This is a genomic window from Pseudolactococcus piscium (assembly GCF_002441695.1).
In the GTDB taxonomy this organism is placed as follows: Bacteria; Bacillota; Bacilli; order Lactobacillales; family Streptococcaceae; genus Pseudolactococcus; species Pseudolactococcus piscium.
In genome coordinates, this window is the sequence record NZ_JXJW01000027.1 from 1 (window position 1) to 15,146 (window position 15,146).

The window sequence follows — 15,146 nt, forward strand, 5'->3', positions numbered from 1 at the left end:
TTGATGTCAAATTTCCAATCAAATATCAAGACTTGTGAGCAAATCGTGGCGGACTTGAAAGCGGGTAATCACCAGCTGATTCGTGTTTTGAATAGTCATCAGTTATCAGGTTCAGCGTTTACTGCTGGACAAGGACTATTTACGCAGTTAGTCATCCCAACCGTTTCAAAGGCCGATACGGTTATTCAAAAATTAAACAGCAAACTGCAACAGTATGGTCAGTACACAGGCGCTGCGTGTAGTGAAATTCTTGACGAAGATAAGCGCTCAATTAACAGTTAGAGGCATTACGCCGTCAGCAAGCAACACTAAGTTCTCAGATTCACGTTTATCAGAATCAAGCAAGAATTAGTGAGGAAGCAGATATCACAGCGATGTGCTACAGCTATGCAAGTTCACTCACAAATTTTATGGGTATCATTCAAGAAGATAGTCGACAAGTCGAGGAAAAGCTCAAAAAACTGTATGAATTAGATATGAAGCTAGCCCCTTTGTTTAGCGGGATTACAAGTGAGCTTTCTAATCTAACTGCAGTCATTTCTGCAATAGGAAGTGGTAGATTTGATAGTTCAGGTCACTTTTCCATGACATGTAGTAAGACTGATTTGGATAGAATGAATAAATTCCTATTTGCTAAAGGGTCTAAATCTGAGAGTAAGAAAAAGCATGATAATCTTGATTGGAAGAAAATTGGTAAGCTGATAAAAGGAACTGCATCTGGGACAATACTATCTGTGACTGTATCGGATGTGACGTTAAAAATAAAGGCATCTGATCTAGCAAAACTATAGGATATATTGTCCAAACATAAAACAGGTAAGTTTAACTATAGAGGGGTAAGCTATTTTTCGAAAGCGGGTATTAAATTAAAGGATTTTAGAGGTGGTAAGAAATCAGATTTTCAATTCGTTAGAGAATTTTCTAAGAAATTTGAGAAACCCTTAGATAAATTACAAAATACAAAATTTGTGAAAAAAGCTACTTCAAAAATTCCTTCTTACAAGCATAGTACGATTAATAGGGATTTATCAAGTTCAAAAGCAATAAAATCTGTAAACAAATTTACTGGTTCGGGTCAGACGTTTAAAGAAGCTGGAAAATTTGCAAAAAGCTTTAAGATTGCCGGTTGGGTTGGTACAGCTGTAAGTGTAGGTAGTGATTATTCCGAGTTGAAGTCTAAAGGATATTCAAATGGTGAAGCAACAGCATTGACTGCGACACACACAGCAGTTAGTGTTGCAGGAGCATCTGCGGGAAGATCAGCTGGAACTTATGCAGGAGCGGCATTAGGAAGTTTTCTTATCCCTGTGCCAGGTGTAGGTATGGCTGTAGGGGCTGTCGTTGGAGGAATAGTTGGTTCTGCAATAGGTGGTTGGTTTGCAAGTAAAGTAAATAAACAAATTGATAAATCTGTGAAGCATAATAAAAAAGGATTATTTGGATGGGGGATATAAGATGCTTAAATATTTCAACCCTTGGATTTTACGGGATACTAATATTTTAATTGGAGGCGAATTTGATTTAAGAAATAAGAAAGTAGTTTGGCGTGACTATTCAAAAAAGAAATGGAGACGACAACAAGAGAAAATAATTTCCAAAATTTTATCCTTTAGTGCATTAAGTTCACCACTTATCATGGTTCCTTTGATTAATTTGTTTTCTAAAGGAAAATATTCCTCACCACTTATAGACATGTTGGGTGGAAAAAGTATTTTCTGGTTATTGACTATTCTTCTTGGAATACTTGTTTCTCAGTCTGTTACATATCGTGTTTATATGATAAATAACGAAGTAGACGTATATGATGGAGAACTACCTATAATCGTTCAAAAAAATATTATATCAAATGATATAAATACGCGTCTTCGTCATAATCAGGCGACAAATGGTCTTATCGGATCAATCTTTTCAAAGATTCCTTATTTACAATGGATTATTGTGATACCGATTCTTATAGTATTTTTATTAGGCGCCTATTTTGCAGTTAATGATAATGATAGTAATTTGTCGGGACATCTATTTTTCTATATTATTTTCGTCATTTTGGTTGCGACAACAATTGGTTTTATTCAAGTTATATTTTCAATGACTTTTATAATCCTAAAATTAGAAAAAAAGATGGATTTAAACATAACACAGTTAAATTCAGAACAATTACAAGCAGAACTTAATAAAGCTGAAGACTTTTATAAGCGTCACAAAGTTAGTCATGCAGCGATAAAGCGATATTTAGCTGAATATAATAAGTTATTGGAAGAAAAAGAAAAGGAAATTCAAAAATGAATCATGAAACAGAAATTTTTGACACAATTTTACCATTAGGTAGTATCGTACTAGTAGAAGATGGTACTACGCCACTTATGATTGTCAGTAGGGCAGCACTTTTTAACCAAGAGGGCAAAATAGGCTATTTTGACTATTCTGCTGTGCCATATCCACAAGGAATTACAGATGGTAAAGAGTATGTATTTTTTAATTGCGAGACTATTAGTTCAATTATCTATTTTGGCTATGTTAACGCGGAAGAACAAGAATTTGCCAGTGAGTATGATGATTTAGTTGGCAAAGCTGGCTATGAGAAATTTATAAATTAGCTGTTCATATGTTCAGAGTAGTCGTTTTAATATCAAAATTTAAAACATTAAAACACAGTAAGACATTAGTAAAACAGACTATGAAGCATATCTCACAGTAGACAGAACTGATAATGAAAATCATGTGCCTCTCAATCAGGATAGTTCGGAAGCAGAAATGGTTCTGAAAATGATCAAGATAGCAAAATGGGTAGGCTAAAAAAACTGGCAAAATAAAATGACTGTCTTGTACTTTATTATGGCATAACTTGCAAAGCAGCTGAAAATAAGGTATACTAGTAGATGCGATGAGTCGATTCGGTACGCAAGTACCTTATTTACGCTGAGAGATTCGGGGCTTAGCCCGTCAAGGATTGATGGAATCTTGTCAAGAACTGTGAACTTCTTGGCACAGCTATTGTAAAATAGTTGCTCTGGGGTCCCCTTTGTCTTAGGACAAGGGGGATTTTTTTATTTTATTGGCTAACTAGGCATCAAAATCGACCATCACCTCATCAATATTTAGAGAGCATATTAACTTAAAAAGGCTTTTAATCTATCCAGAAACATGATAGAATAGGGATATTAAAATTTTTTAGAAAATTCAAACGAGGAAGATTACATGTCAAAAGAATATGTTGTTGCAGTTGTCGGTGCTACTGGGGCGGTAGGCAGTCGCATGATCAAGATGCTTGAGGCATCAAGTTTGCCAATAAAAGAAGTGAAGCTGCTTGCAACACATCGTTCTGCAGGTAAGATTTTGCAATTTAAATCGCAAGACCTAACCGTTGAAACAACAACAGAACAATCTTTTGAGGGGGTAGATATTGCCCTATTTTCAGCCGGTGGCAGTGTGTCGGCTAAGTTTGCACCCTATGCAGTGAAATCAGGTGCAGTCGTAGTTGATAATACCTCAAATTTCCGCATGAATTCAGATGTGCCTTTGGTTGTACCTGAGGTAAATGCGCAGGCGCTTGATACCCATAATGGGATTATCGCTTGTCCGAACTGTTCGACGATTCAGATGATGGTTGCGCTAGAACCAATTCGTCAACAATTTGGCTTAGAGAGAATCATTGTGTCAACTTATCAAGCTGTATCTGGTGCAGGCGCAAAAGCAATTGCTGAGACAGAACGTCAGATTCAAGAAGTTGTGAATGATAAAAAAGATCCGAAAGATGTTTTAGCCGAAATCTTACCAGCTGGTGGGGACAAAAAACACTATCCGATTGCCTTTAATGCTCTACCACAGATTGATGTCTTCACTGAAAATGATTATACCTATGAAGAGATGAAGATGACAAAAGAAACGAAAAAAATTATGGCAGATGATACGATTGCGGTATCAGCTACATGTGTTCGTATCCCTGTTATCTTAGCACATTCAGAGTCTATTTATATCGAGACAAAAACAGTTGCCCCTATCGCTGAGGTGAAAGCAGCAATTGCAAACTTCCCTGGTGCTGTTTTACAAGACGATCCGAGCCAACAACTTTATCCACAAGCAGTTACTGCTGCAGGACATCGCGAAACCTTTGTCGGTCGTATCCGGAAAGACTTGGACGCAGAAAAAGGGATTCACATGTGGGTAGTTTCCGATAATCTACTCAAAGGTGCTGCTTGGAACTCTGTTCAAATCGCTGAAACCCTGCATGAGCGTGGCTTAGTTCGACCAACAACTGACTTGAAATTTGACTTAATATAAGCAAAAACGATCATTCTGTTTAGGATGATTTTTTTAAATTTACTAGTATGCTTTACAATAATTAACTTAATATGTTACAATGAATCTATATATTAGAGGTTGCAGATACGAAGAATGATAGTCGAGTGGTGGACACGATGACATTATCAGGCGGCGTAGTTGCCGAAAGCAAGCTGATACCACAGTCAGTTTGCTTGGGTCGTTGGGTTAAATCTCGCGAACTGTCTCTTATCTACTTACGAGGAGATGAGAGGTGAGCTAATCAAATCATGATTTGACTAACTTGACAGCCTTTGATTTTTAATCGAAGGCTGTTTTTATATCCCATAAAAGTGAAGAAAAGAGAGTTTATGTCAGTAGCACAATTAGAAAATGCCCATATTATCACAGCTTTAGTCACACCGTTTAAGGCAGATGGTGAAATTAATTTTGCTGCCTTACCAAAGTTGATAGAGCACTTGCTTGCCCATCATACGCAAGGCCTAGTTTTGGCTGGTACAACGGGTGAGTCGCCGACTTTAACCCATGATGAAGAGCTTGCACTATTTAAAGCCGTTCAAGACATCGTAGCTGGTCGGGTGCCTTTGATCGCAGGTATTGGGACAAATGATACTCGGGACTCCATCATCTTTACCAAAGAAGTAGCTGAATTTGGTGGGTTTGCGGCTGGTTTAGCCGTCGTGCCTTATTATAATAAACCAAGTCAGGAAGGGCTGTTCCAGCATTTTACAGCCATAGCTGATGCAAGTGATTTGCCTATCATTCTTTATAATGTTCCCGGTAGAACAGTTGCTCAGTTAACAGTGGAAACGAGTTTACGCTTAGCTAAACATCCTAATATTATTGCCATCAAGGAATGTACAGGCGTTGAAAATTTAACCTATTTGATCGAACAGGCGCCTGAAGACTTTTTAGTCTATACAGGTGAGGATGGGTTAGCTTTTCACGCCAAAGCATTAGGAGCACATGGTATGATTTCGGTTGCCAGCCATACACATGGTGACGCGTTTGATGAGATGTTTGACAAGATAGATAGTGGTGACATCAAGCGAGCTGCCCAAATTCAAAGACAGCTATTGCCAAAAGTTGATGCCTTGTTTTCCCTTGCTAGTCCCGCACCAGTTAAGGTGGTACTGAATCACCGTGGCTTTGACGTGGGTGGTTTGCGCCTGCCTTTGGTTGCAGCAAACACGCAAGAAGCACAAGTCATTATTGATCAGATTGAAAATCATCATTTGATATAAAGTCGAATAAATGGTACACTATTAGTAAGTGTAACTGTACAAGATAAGTCGGAGCTGCACGGTTCCGACTTTTGATTTACAAAAAAAATAATGGAGAATAAGTAATTCATGAGTAATGTAAAAATAGTAGCTTTGGGTGGCGTCCGCGAATTTGGTAAGAATATGTATGTTGTTGAAGTTGACGATGTCATTTTTATTTTAGATGCTGGTTTAAAATACCCAGAAACTGAAATGTTAGGTGTTGACTTTGTTATACCAGATATGAGCTATCTGGTTGAAAATGCGGATCGTGTGGCAGGTGTTTTCTTAACGCATGGTCATCCAGATGCTATCGGTGCTTTGCCTTATCTATTAACTGAGATGGCAGTTCCTGTCTTTGGTAGTCAGCTAACAGTGGAGCTGGCAAAAATCCGTATCAAAGAAGTAGACGGTAGCAAGAAATTTGATGATTTTCATATCGTGGACGAGTCAACTGAAATTGACTTTGGTGCTGCAGTGATTTCATTCTTTTCTACAACGCATACGATCCCTGAAAGTCTAGGGATTGTTGTCGGTACAGAAAATGGTAATGTTGTCTATACGGGTGATTTCAAGTTTGATCCAGCAGTTGGTGAAGGCTATAAGACAAATATTTCACGTTTAGCTGAAATCGGCACGCAAGGTGTCTTAGCACTTTTAAGTGATTCGGCAAATGGCTTGACAAATCTACAGTCTGCCAGTGAATCTGAAATCTCTGATAAAATTTTTGATACGATTTCTGACTGGGATGGTCGTGTCATCATCGCCTCTGTAGCAGGTAATCTAGCGAGAATTCAACAAGTCATCGATAGTGCCATCAAACTAGGTAGATATGTTGCCTTTACTGGTCAAGATTTAGATTTGATTGTTAAAACAGCCAGTGATTTAGGTAAACTTCGGATTGATGACGATAAGATGATTATCGATCCAAAAGACATCAACAAATATGAAGACAAAGAGCTTTTGATTTTGGAAACAGGTCGCATGGGCGAGCCTTTGAAAACATTGACAGATATGGCAACTGGCCGTCATCGTTTTGTTAAAATCAAAGAGGGTGATTTAGTCTATACGGTCACAAGCCCGACGATTTCGTATGAAACAAAAGTAGCTAAAACTGAGAATATTGTCTACCGTGCAGGCGGTATCATGAAGATGCTATCTAGTGATTTAAGAGTTTCTGGGCATGCGAATTCACGTGATTTACAGTTCTTATTAGATATTTTGAAACCCAAAAATCTGATGCCGATTCAAGGGGAATATCGTGAATTACAAACACATGCTGAGCATGCTATGGAAGTTGGCATGTTACCTGAGAACATTTTCTTGGCAAAACGTGGCGAAGTGATTACTTTTAATGCGGAGGGCAACTTTGAACCAAACGGAGTTGTATCAGCTGAAAATGTCATGATTGATGGCTCTGGTGTTGGTGATATTGGGAATATCGTCTTAAGAGACCGTAAAGTACTGAGTGAAGAAGGTATTTTTATCGCTGTTATCACCATATCTAAGCACGAGAAAAAAATTATCAGTAAGACAAAAGTACACACACGTGGGTTTGTCTATGTTAAAAATTCTCGTAACTTGATGAAAGAAGCAGCCATCAAAGTTGATGACAAAGTCAAAGCATATTTAGCTGGAGACAACTTTGACTGGGCTGAAATCAAGTCTGAGATTCGCGATACACTTGGTAAATTCCTATATGATCAAACCAAACGTCGTCCGGTTGTCTTGCCAGTTGTGATGGAAGTACGTCAAAATGATTTCCGTCAAAAACGTCATGTTAAACCTAAGAAAAAAGTAGAAAAAATAGATTAAGTAGATTAAGCCTGAGTCATCAGGTTTTTTTTCTTGTCTCAAGTACCCTTTCTCTACGACTATATAAGTGTTGTTATGCAGTTATAGAATGCTTATTTTATGAAATAAATCAGTATTCTTTAAGAAGCCATAGCAAAAGCTTAAAAAATTTGATATAATAAAAACAATTAACGATACCACAAACCTTTAAATCGTCCAGAGAGGCGTCAAGGCAAGTCGACTAGAGTGAATCTTTTCCTTGCTTGTGCAGGGTTTTTTTGTTGAAAAATAGAGGAGAAATAATGGCTAAGACAAAAGAAATTATCGATGAAGTAACAATGAAACGCGCAATTACGCGAATCACTTATGAAATTATTGAACGTAATAAAGAGCTGGATAACCTAGTCATCGTCGGTATTAAAACACGTGGTGTTTATATTGCGAAACGCATTCAAGAACGCCTTAAACAACTTGAAAATATCGAAATCCCACTTGGGGAGCTGGATACGAAGCCATTTCGTGATGATATTAAAACAGATGAAGACACGACTGATATTCCAGTTTCAGTCACAGATCGTGAAATTATCTTGGTTGATGATGTCTTATACACTGGTCGAACAATTCGTGCGGCGATTGATGGAATCGTAGCAATCGGTCGTCCGTCAAAAGTTAGTTTAGCAGTTCTTGTTGACCGTGGTCACAGAGAATTACCGATTCGTGCGGATTATGTTGGGAAAAATATTCCAACATCACGTAATGAAGCCATTATTGTCCATGTCTCTGAAATTGATGGTGCTGATAGTATCCTGATTAAGAAAGAGGACTAATCAGTGACTAAAAATAACGATGTGATCTACGATGTACACGATAAGCCACCAGTTGGCATGTGGTTTGGGCTTTCCTTCCAACATCTCTTTGCCATGTTTGGCTCAACTGTTTTAGTCCCCATTCTAGTTGGGATTGATCCAAGTATTGCCTTATTTTCTAGTGGGCTAGGCACGCTAGCTCATTTGACTGTGACCAAATACAAAATCCCAGCCTATATGGGATCAAGTTTTGCCTATATTCTTGCCATGCAAAGTCTGATGAAATCAGATGGCATAGCCGCTGTTGCACAAGGAGCGGTAGTTGGTGGGCTAGTTTATCTGATCGTCGCCTTAATCGTCAAGTTTATCGGTAAGGATTGGATAGACAAGGTCTTGCCGCCGATTGTCGTTGGTCCTATCGTCATGGTTATTGGCCTTAGTCTTGCTGGCACAGCTGTCAATGACGCTATGAATAGAAATGGTGTTTATAACCTGACTTTTCTATTGATCGCACTCGTGACTCTATTCTCAGTATTAGCCTTCAATATGTTTGGTAAAGGCTTAACGAGTCTCATCCCGATTTTACTTGGTATCATTGTCGGTTACGTCTTCACCTTAATCGTTCAAAAGCTGACAGGGATGACGATCATCAGTTTCGACGAAATTGCTAAAAGTAGTTGGTTGGGCCTACCTAAGTTTGATATCATGTTTATTGACTATCATTTCAAACTTTATCCGTCTGCTATTTTGACCATGGCACCGATTGCCTTTGTTACCATGACAGAACACTTTGGTCACATCATGGTCCTAAATTCATTAACTAAAAGGGATTATTTTAAAGATCCAGGCCTTGAGAGAACACTGACTGGAGATGGTATCGCCCAAATCATAGCTGGTTTCTTTGGCGCCCCTCCTGTAACCTCTTACGGTGAAAATATCGGGGTTATGGCGATTACAAAAATTCATTCGGTTTATGTGATTTCAGGTGCGGCGATCTTTGCGGTTATCCTAAGCTTCATAGGTAAGGTATCTGCTTTGATTCACTCTATCCCAACACCTGTTATTGGTGGTGTATCAATTGCCCTCTTTGGTGTTATCGCTGCAAGTGGTCTGAAAATTCTTGTAGAAAACAAGGTCAACTTCGATGATAAACGCAATCTGCTTATCGCCAGCGTCATCTTAGTATCCGGTATTGGTGGGTTGACCTTGAATGTTGCTGGCATTTCGATTTCAGGAATTGCCTTTTCAACCATCCTTGGTATTCTCATGCATTTAATATTACCGAAAACTGTTGAAAATTAAAAAATAATTTGCTATAATTAAACAAATGAATAAACTCCTTTAACAACAGTCCCGTGAGGCTGTGAAGGTTGTCCAAGAAAACGTTGCACCTTACTAGAGGTGTACGATAATGGCTACCTTTAAGGTAGCCATTTTTTTATATCACGAGTTGCAACAAGGTAACCGGTTTTCTAGTCAGTGGCAGAATGCTACAAAAAATGTGAAAGGTATGTAAAGTTGACAATTTCACCTCAAGGTATGGTATCAATCAAACATCTCACAAGTATGGATTTGCTAGCAAATGATGAAGTCATGGGCCTCATCAAACGTGCGCAATATCTGAAACATCATCAGATTAAACCAGACTTTAAAAGACAATTTTTTGTCGCTAATCTATTTTTTGAGAATTCAACCAGGACCCACAAGTCATTCGAGGTTGCTGAGAAAAAACTCGGATTAGATGTGATAAACTTTGATGCCTCTACCAGCTCAGTTAATAAGGGCGAGACACTCTACGATACTGTCTTGACCATGAGTGCGATTGGCATTGATGTTTGTGTCATCAGGCACACCGATGAAAACTTTTATCAAGAACTCGTTGATAGTAGAACGATTCAATCCGCAATTATTAATGGGGGAGATGGCTCAGGCCAACATCCCAGCCAATCCTTGCTTGATTTACTGACAATCTATGAGGCCTTTGGTAGATTTGAGGGCATCAAGATCATGATTGCAGGGGATATCACCCACAGTCGTGTTGCCAAATCTAACATGCAGATGTTAAAACGATTAGGCGCTGATATCTATTTTACAGGCCCTGAGAGTTGGTATGATCCAGCCTTTGATATTTATGGTCGCTATGTTAGCCTAGATAGTATGGTAGAAGAGATCGATGTGGTCATGCTGCTTAGAGTGCAACATGAGCGCCATGACTCAGGCACTAGCTTTTCAAAAGCTGACTACCATGAACACTACGGGCTTACGACTGAGCGATATGCTAAGTTAAAACCGCATGCCATCATCATGCATCCAGCACCAGTGAATCGGGGCGTAGAGATTGCTAGCCACTTGGTGGAAGCACCAAAATCTCGAATCGTCGCGCAGATGCATAATGGGGTCTTCATGCGCATGGCAATTTTAGAAGCCATACTAAACGGCAAGGCATGATGACCTGTAGCTACCGATGGATCAGTTACAGTCTAGTCATCACAAACTTACTGACTCAGGTTACAACGCGTGAGATAAGCTGTTCACAATGAAAGAGGATAAAATGAAACGACTTTTAATTTTAGAAGATGGTACAATTTTCGAAGGAACTGCCTTTGGTGCAGATATAGATGTGACAGGTGAAGTCGTCTTCAGTACTGGTATGACAGGCTACCAAGAGTCAATTACCGATCAATCCTATAATGGTCAGATCCTGACATTTACCTATCCTTTAGTCGGCAACTACGGCATTAACCGGGATGATTATGAATCAATCATCCCAACCTGTAAAGGTGTCATCGTTCGTGAACATGCACGATTAGCAAGCAACTGGCGTAATCAAATGTCTCTTGACGAATTTTTACAACGTAAAAATATTCCAGGCATTTCAGGGATTGATACACGTGCTTTAACACGAATTATTCGCCATCATGGCACCATGAAAGCAACACTTGTTAACCCTGGTGATGAAATTAAACATATCCAGGATCAACTACGTGCAACAGTCTTACCAACAAATCAAGTGGCACAGGTCTCAACAAAGACAGCCTATCCAAGTCCTGGAACAGGTAGAAGTATCGTTGTCGTTGACTTTGGCCTCAAACACTCTATCTTACGAGAACTATCAAAGCGAGAGTGTAACCTAACGATTGTGCCACATACGATTACGGCTGAAGAAATCATTGATATGAATCCTGATGGTGTCATGTTAACAAATGGTCCTGGTGACCCAACAGATGTCCCAAAAGCACTTGACATGATTCGTGGCATCCAAGATAAATTCCCAATCTTTGGGATTTGTCTGGGTCACCAACTCTTTGCCATGGCAAATGGGGCGACAACAAGTAAGATGACCTTTGGTCATCGTGGCTTTAACCATGCTGTCCGTGAAATTGCGACTGGTCGTGTTGATTTTACTTCACAAAACCATGGCTATGCGGTTGATAGTGACTCGATTGACAAAACAGACTTGATGGTCACCCACATCGAAATCAATGATAAATCTGTTGAGGGTGTGCGTCATAAATATCTACCCGCCTTTTCAGTACAGTTTCACCCAGATGCAGCACCAGGCCCACACGATGCAGACTATCTTTTTGATGAATTTATGGAAATGATCGATGCTAGTAAGAATGAGAAAGGTGACTTTTAATGCCAAAACGTAAAGATATTAAAAAAATCATGGTAATCGGCTCTGGACCAATCATCATTGGTCAAGCAGCAGAATTTGACTACGCTGGCACGCAAGCTTGCCTCGCTTTAAAAGAAGAAGGCTATAGTGTTGTATTAGTTAACTCAAACCCTGCAACCATTATGACCGATAAAGAAATCGCTGATAAGGTCTATATTGAACCGATTACAGTCGAGTTTGTCACACGTATTCTCCGTAAAGAACGACCAGATGCTATCCTACCAACACTTGGTGGACAGACAGGCTTAAATATGGCCATGTCTTTATCTAAAACAGGTATCTTGGATGATCTCAATATCGAACTCCTTGGTACAAAACTCTCAGCAATCGACCAAGCAGAAGACAGAGATTTATTTAAAAAATTGATGGAAGAGTTAGACCAACCGATTCCAGAATCAGAGATTGTCAATACTGTGGAACAAGCCGTTACCTTTGCTAACGTCATTGGTTATCCGATTATTGTACGTCCAGCCTTTACCTTAGGTGGTACTGGTGGTGGTATGTGTGATAACGAAGAAGAGTTACGTGAAACAGCTGAAAATGGTCTCAAACTATCACCTGTTACACAATGTTTGATTGAACGCTCTATCGCAGGTTTTAAAGAAATCGAATATGAAGTGATGCGTGATGCAGCCGACAATGCGATCGTGGTCTGTAACATGGAAAACTTTGATCCAGTTGGCATTCATACGGGTGATTCGATCGTCTTTGCACCGAGTCAAACATTAAGTGACATCGAGTATCAAATGCTACGTGATGCCTCATTAAAAATTATTCGTGCCCTAAAAATTGAGGGAGGGTGTAATGTTCAGCTTGCCCTTGACCCAGATAGTTTTAACTACTATGTCATCGAAGTTAACCCACGTGTATCCCGTTCATCAGCACTTGCTTCTAAAGCAACAGGTTATCCAATCGCTAAATTAGCTGCTAAAATAGCTGTTGGCTTGACTTTAGATGAGATGATTAACCCTGTTACAGGGACAACTTATGCCATGTTTGAACCTGCCCTTGACTATGTTGTCTCAAAAATCCCACGTTTTCCATTTGACAAGTTCGAGTCTGGTGAACGCCGTCTTGGCACACAGATGAAGGCGACTGGTGAAGTGATGGCAATCGGTCGGACAATCGAAGAATCGTTTCTTAAGGCTGTTCGCTCACTAGAAGTCGGTGCCTATCATAATGAAATGCCTGAACTAGCAGACGTGACAGATGATGCCTTAGTTGAAAAAATCGTTAAAGCACAAGATGACCGGTTATTCTACCTATCTGAGGCGATTCGTCGTGGTTATACGATCGAAGAATTGCACAGTCTAACCAAAATTGACCTCTTTTTCCTAGATAAATTATTGCATATCTTCGAAATTGAACAAGAGCTTTCGGTTAATGTCTTCAATCCAGATATCCTTAAAGAAGCAAAACGCAATGGCTTTTCAGACCGTAAGATTGCTGACTTATGGCAGACTGATGCTGCTGAGGTTCGGAAACGTCGACTGGATAACAAAATCGTCCCTATCTTTAAGATGGTGGATACGTGTGCTGGTGAGTTTGAATCAACGACACCTTATTTCTATAGTACATACGAGTTTGAAAATGAGTCTGTTCGCTCAGAAAAAGAATCAGTTCTCGTTCTTGGATCTGGTCCGATTCGGATCGGTCAGGGAGTGGAATTTGACTACGCAACTGTTCACTCGGTGAAAGCAATTCAAGCTGCAGGTTATGAAGCCATCATCATGAACTCAAATCCTGAAACCGTATCGACTGACTTCTCAGTTTCTGACAAGCTTTATTTTGAGCCATTAACCTTTGAAGACGTCATGAACGTCATTGATCTTGAGCAGCCTAAAGGGGTTATCGTTCAGTTTGGTGGCCAAACAGCGATTAACTTAGCAGAACCCTTGTCAAAAGCTGGCGTTCAAATTTTAGGGACACAGGTCGAGGCGCTTGATCGTGCAGAAGATAGAAAACTTTTTGAGGCTGCCCTGCAAGACCTTGCTATCCCACAACCAATCGGTGCAACGGCAACTAATGAAGCAGAAGCAGTAGCCAATGCCGATAAGATCGGTTATCCAGTCCTTGTCCGCCCATCTTATGTTTTGGGTGGCCGTGCCATGGAAATCGTAGATAACGAAGCAGACTTAAGAAATTACATGCAAACTGCTGTTAAGGCAAGTCCAGATCATCCAGTTTTAGTTGACTCCTATCTCTTAGGACGGGAATGTGAAGTAGATGCCATCTGTGATGGTGAGAATGTCCTAATTCCAGGTATTATGGAGCATATCGAGCGTGCGGGTGTTCACTCGGGAGATTCGATGGCGGTCTATCCCCCACAAAATCTGTCTGCTGCCTTACAGGCAACAATTGCTGACTATACAAAACGCTTAGCAATTGGCCTAAACTGTATCGGCATGATGAATGTTCAGTTTGTTATCTTTGAAGAAACTGTTTATGTCATTGAAGTGAACCCACGTGCCTCAAGAACAGTACCCTTCTTGTCTAAGGTGACAGGTATTCCGATGGCACAAGTGGCAACACAACTCATTCTAGGTAAAACCTTACCTGAACTAGGGTATGAAGATGGGCTCTACCCAGAAGATGACAAAGTCCATGTTAAAGCACCTGTCTTTAGTTTTACCAAGCTACAAAAAGTAGATGCATACCTATCGCCTGAAATGAAATCAACAGGTGAAGTGATGGGGTCTGATGTGACGCTTGAAAAAGCACTTTACAAAGCATTTGAAGCATCTTACCTCCATTTACCAACATTTGGTAATGTCCTCTTCACTGTTGCTGATGATGCTAAAGCAGAAGCCTTAGCCTTAGCCAAACGCTTTTACGAGATTGGCTACGGTATTTATGCGACTGTTGGGACGGCTAAGTACTTTAAAGAAAATGGTATCTATGCAGAAGTTATCGCTAAAATTGGTGAACCTGCCCTAGATCAAGAAAATATCGTCGATAGCATCCGTGCAGGACGTCTCCAAGCTGTGGTGAATACCATGGGTAAAGATCGTAATTCACATAACACAGATGGCATGCTGATTCGTCGGGAATCTATCGAGCAAGGGGTTCCGTTGTTTACCTCACTAGATACGATTGCTGCCATGTTAAAAGTTTTGGAAAGTCGCTCATTTACAACACAAGCAATCTAATTTAAAATTAATTAAAAAATGGAAAAATAGGTGGTAGTCACCTATTTTTTTTTATTGTCAAAAGGGTTTTACTTATTTTTGCCACTAACGTAAAAAGGCTTTTACTTTAATTTTAAAATAGGGAAAAATGGGCAATAAATGCTTATTTTAAAAGGGTTTTATGCTATACTAGTCATAG

At 39.7% G+C, this 15,146-nt stretch carries 12 protein-coding genes, 1 pseudogene and 1 riboswitch; all 13 genes and pseudogenes read left to right on the forward strand.

All coding sequences use genetic code 11. The features are described 5' to 3' along the window. Positions 1-282 (forward strand): annotated as a pseudogene (locus RU86_RS12130) (hypothetical protein); the annotation flags it as partial. Between the two features lie 92 nt (positions 283-374). Next, positions 375-791, forward strand: a complete 417-nt coding sequence (locus tag RU86_RS10870; RefSeq protein ID WP_096815325.1) for a hypothetical protein — start codon at positions 375-377, stop codon at positions 789-791. Between the two features lie 6 nt (positions 792-797). Beyond that, positions 798-1,454, forward strand: a complete 657-nt coding sequence (locus tag RU86_RS10875) for a hypothetical protein (protein ID WP_096815326.1) — start codon at positions 798-800, stop codon at positions 1,452-1,454. A 1-nt stretch (position 1,455) separates the two neighbouring features. Next, entirely contained in the window at positions 1,456-2,283 is an 828-nt protein-coding gene (locus RU86_RS10880; RefSeq protein WP_096815327.1) for a hypothetical protein, read from the forward strand. Continuing rightward, on the forward strand, positions 2,280-2,594 hold the full coding sequence (locus RU86_RS10885) for a DUF4176 domain-containing protein (protein ID WP_096815328.1): 315 nt from the start codon (positions 2,280-2,282) through the stop codon (positions 2,592-2,594). Before RU86_RS10880 ends, RU86_RS10885 begins: the two co-directional genes overlap by 4 nt. Positions 2,595-3,195: 601 nt before the next feature. Beyond that, positions 3,196-4,278, forward strand: coding sequence for an aspartate-semialdehyde dehydrogenase (locus RU86_RS10890; RefSeq protein WP_096815329.1), 1,083 nt, complete (start codon positions 3,196-3,198; stop codon positions 4,276-4,278). 85 nt (positions 4,279-4,363) lie between these two features. Beyond that, a riboswitch (Lysine riboswitch) is annotated at positions 4,364-4,547 on the forward strand. An 81-nt stretch (positions 4,548-4,628) separates the two neighbouring features. Continuing rightward, entirely contained in the window at positions 4,629-5,522 is an 894-nt protein-coding gene (gene dapA / locus RU86_RS10895; protein ID WP_096815330.1) for a 4-hydroxy-tetrahydrodipicolinate synthase, read from the forward strand. Positions 5,523-5,630: 108 nt separating this feature from the next. Beyond that, positions 5,631-7,355: a ribonuclease J gene (locus tag RU86_RS10900; protein WP_096815331.1), complete on the forward strand. Its 1,725-nt coding sequence runs from the start codon at positions 5,631-5,633 to the stop codon at positions 7,353-7,355. A 281-nt stretch (positions 7,356-7,636) separates the two neighbouring features. Next, a complete protein-coding gene (gene pyrR, locus RU86_RS10905; protein WP_096815332.1) occupies positions 7,637-8,161 on the forward strand; it encodes a bifunctional pyr operon transcriptional regulator/uracil phosphoribosyltransferase PyrR in 525 nt (174 codons plus the stop codon). 57 nt (positions 8,162-8,218) lie between these two features. Beyond that, a complete protein-coding gene (locus tag RU86_RS10910; RefSeq protein WP_096815334.1) occupies positions 8,219-9,442 on the forward strand; it encodes a uracil-xanthine permease family protein in 1,224 nt (407 codons plus the stop codon). A 237-nt stretch (positions 9,443-9,679) separates the two neighbouring features. After that, positions 9,680-10,588 (forward strand): aspartate carbamoyltransferase catalytic subunit, encoded by a 909-nt coding sequence (locus tag RU86_RS10915; protein WP_096815335.1) that lies wholly within the window; start codon positions 9,680-9,682, stop codon positions 10,586-10,588. 103 nt (positions 10,589-10,691) lie between these two features. Beyond that, positions 10,692-11,780, forward strand: coding sequence for a carbamoyl phosphate synthase small subunit (locus RU86_RS10920; RefSeq protein WP_047915390.1), 1,089 nt, complete (start codon positions 10,692-10,694; stop codon positions 11,778-11,780). Further along, positions 11,780-14,968, forward strand: coding sequence for a carbamoyl-phosphate synthase large subunit (carB, locus tag RU86_RS10925; RefSeq protein WP_096815333.1), 3,189 nt, complete (start codon positions 11,780-11,782; stop codon positions 14,966-14,968). The genes RU86_RS10920 and carB overlap by 1 nt, the downstream gene beginning before the upstream one ends. Positions 14,969-15,146: the final 178 nt, after the last annotated feature.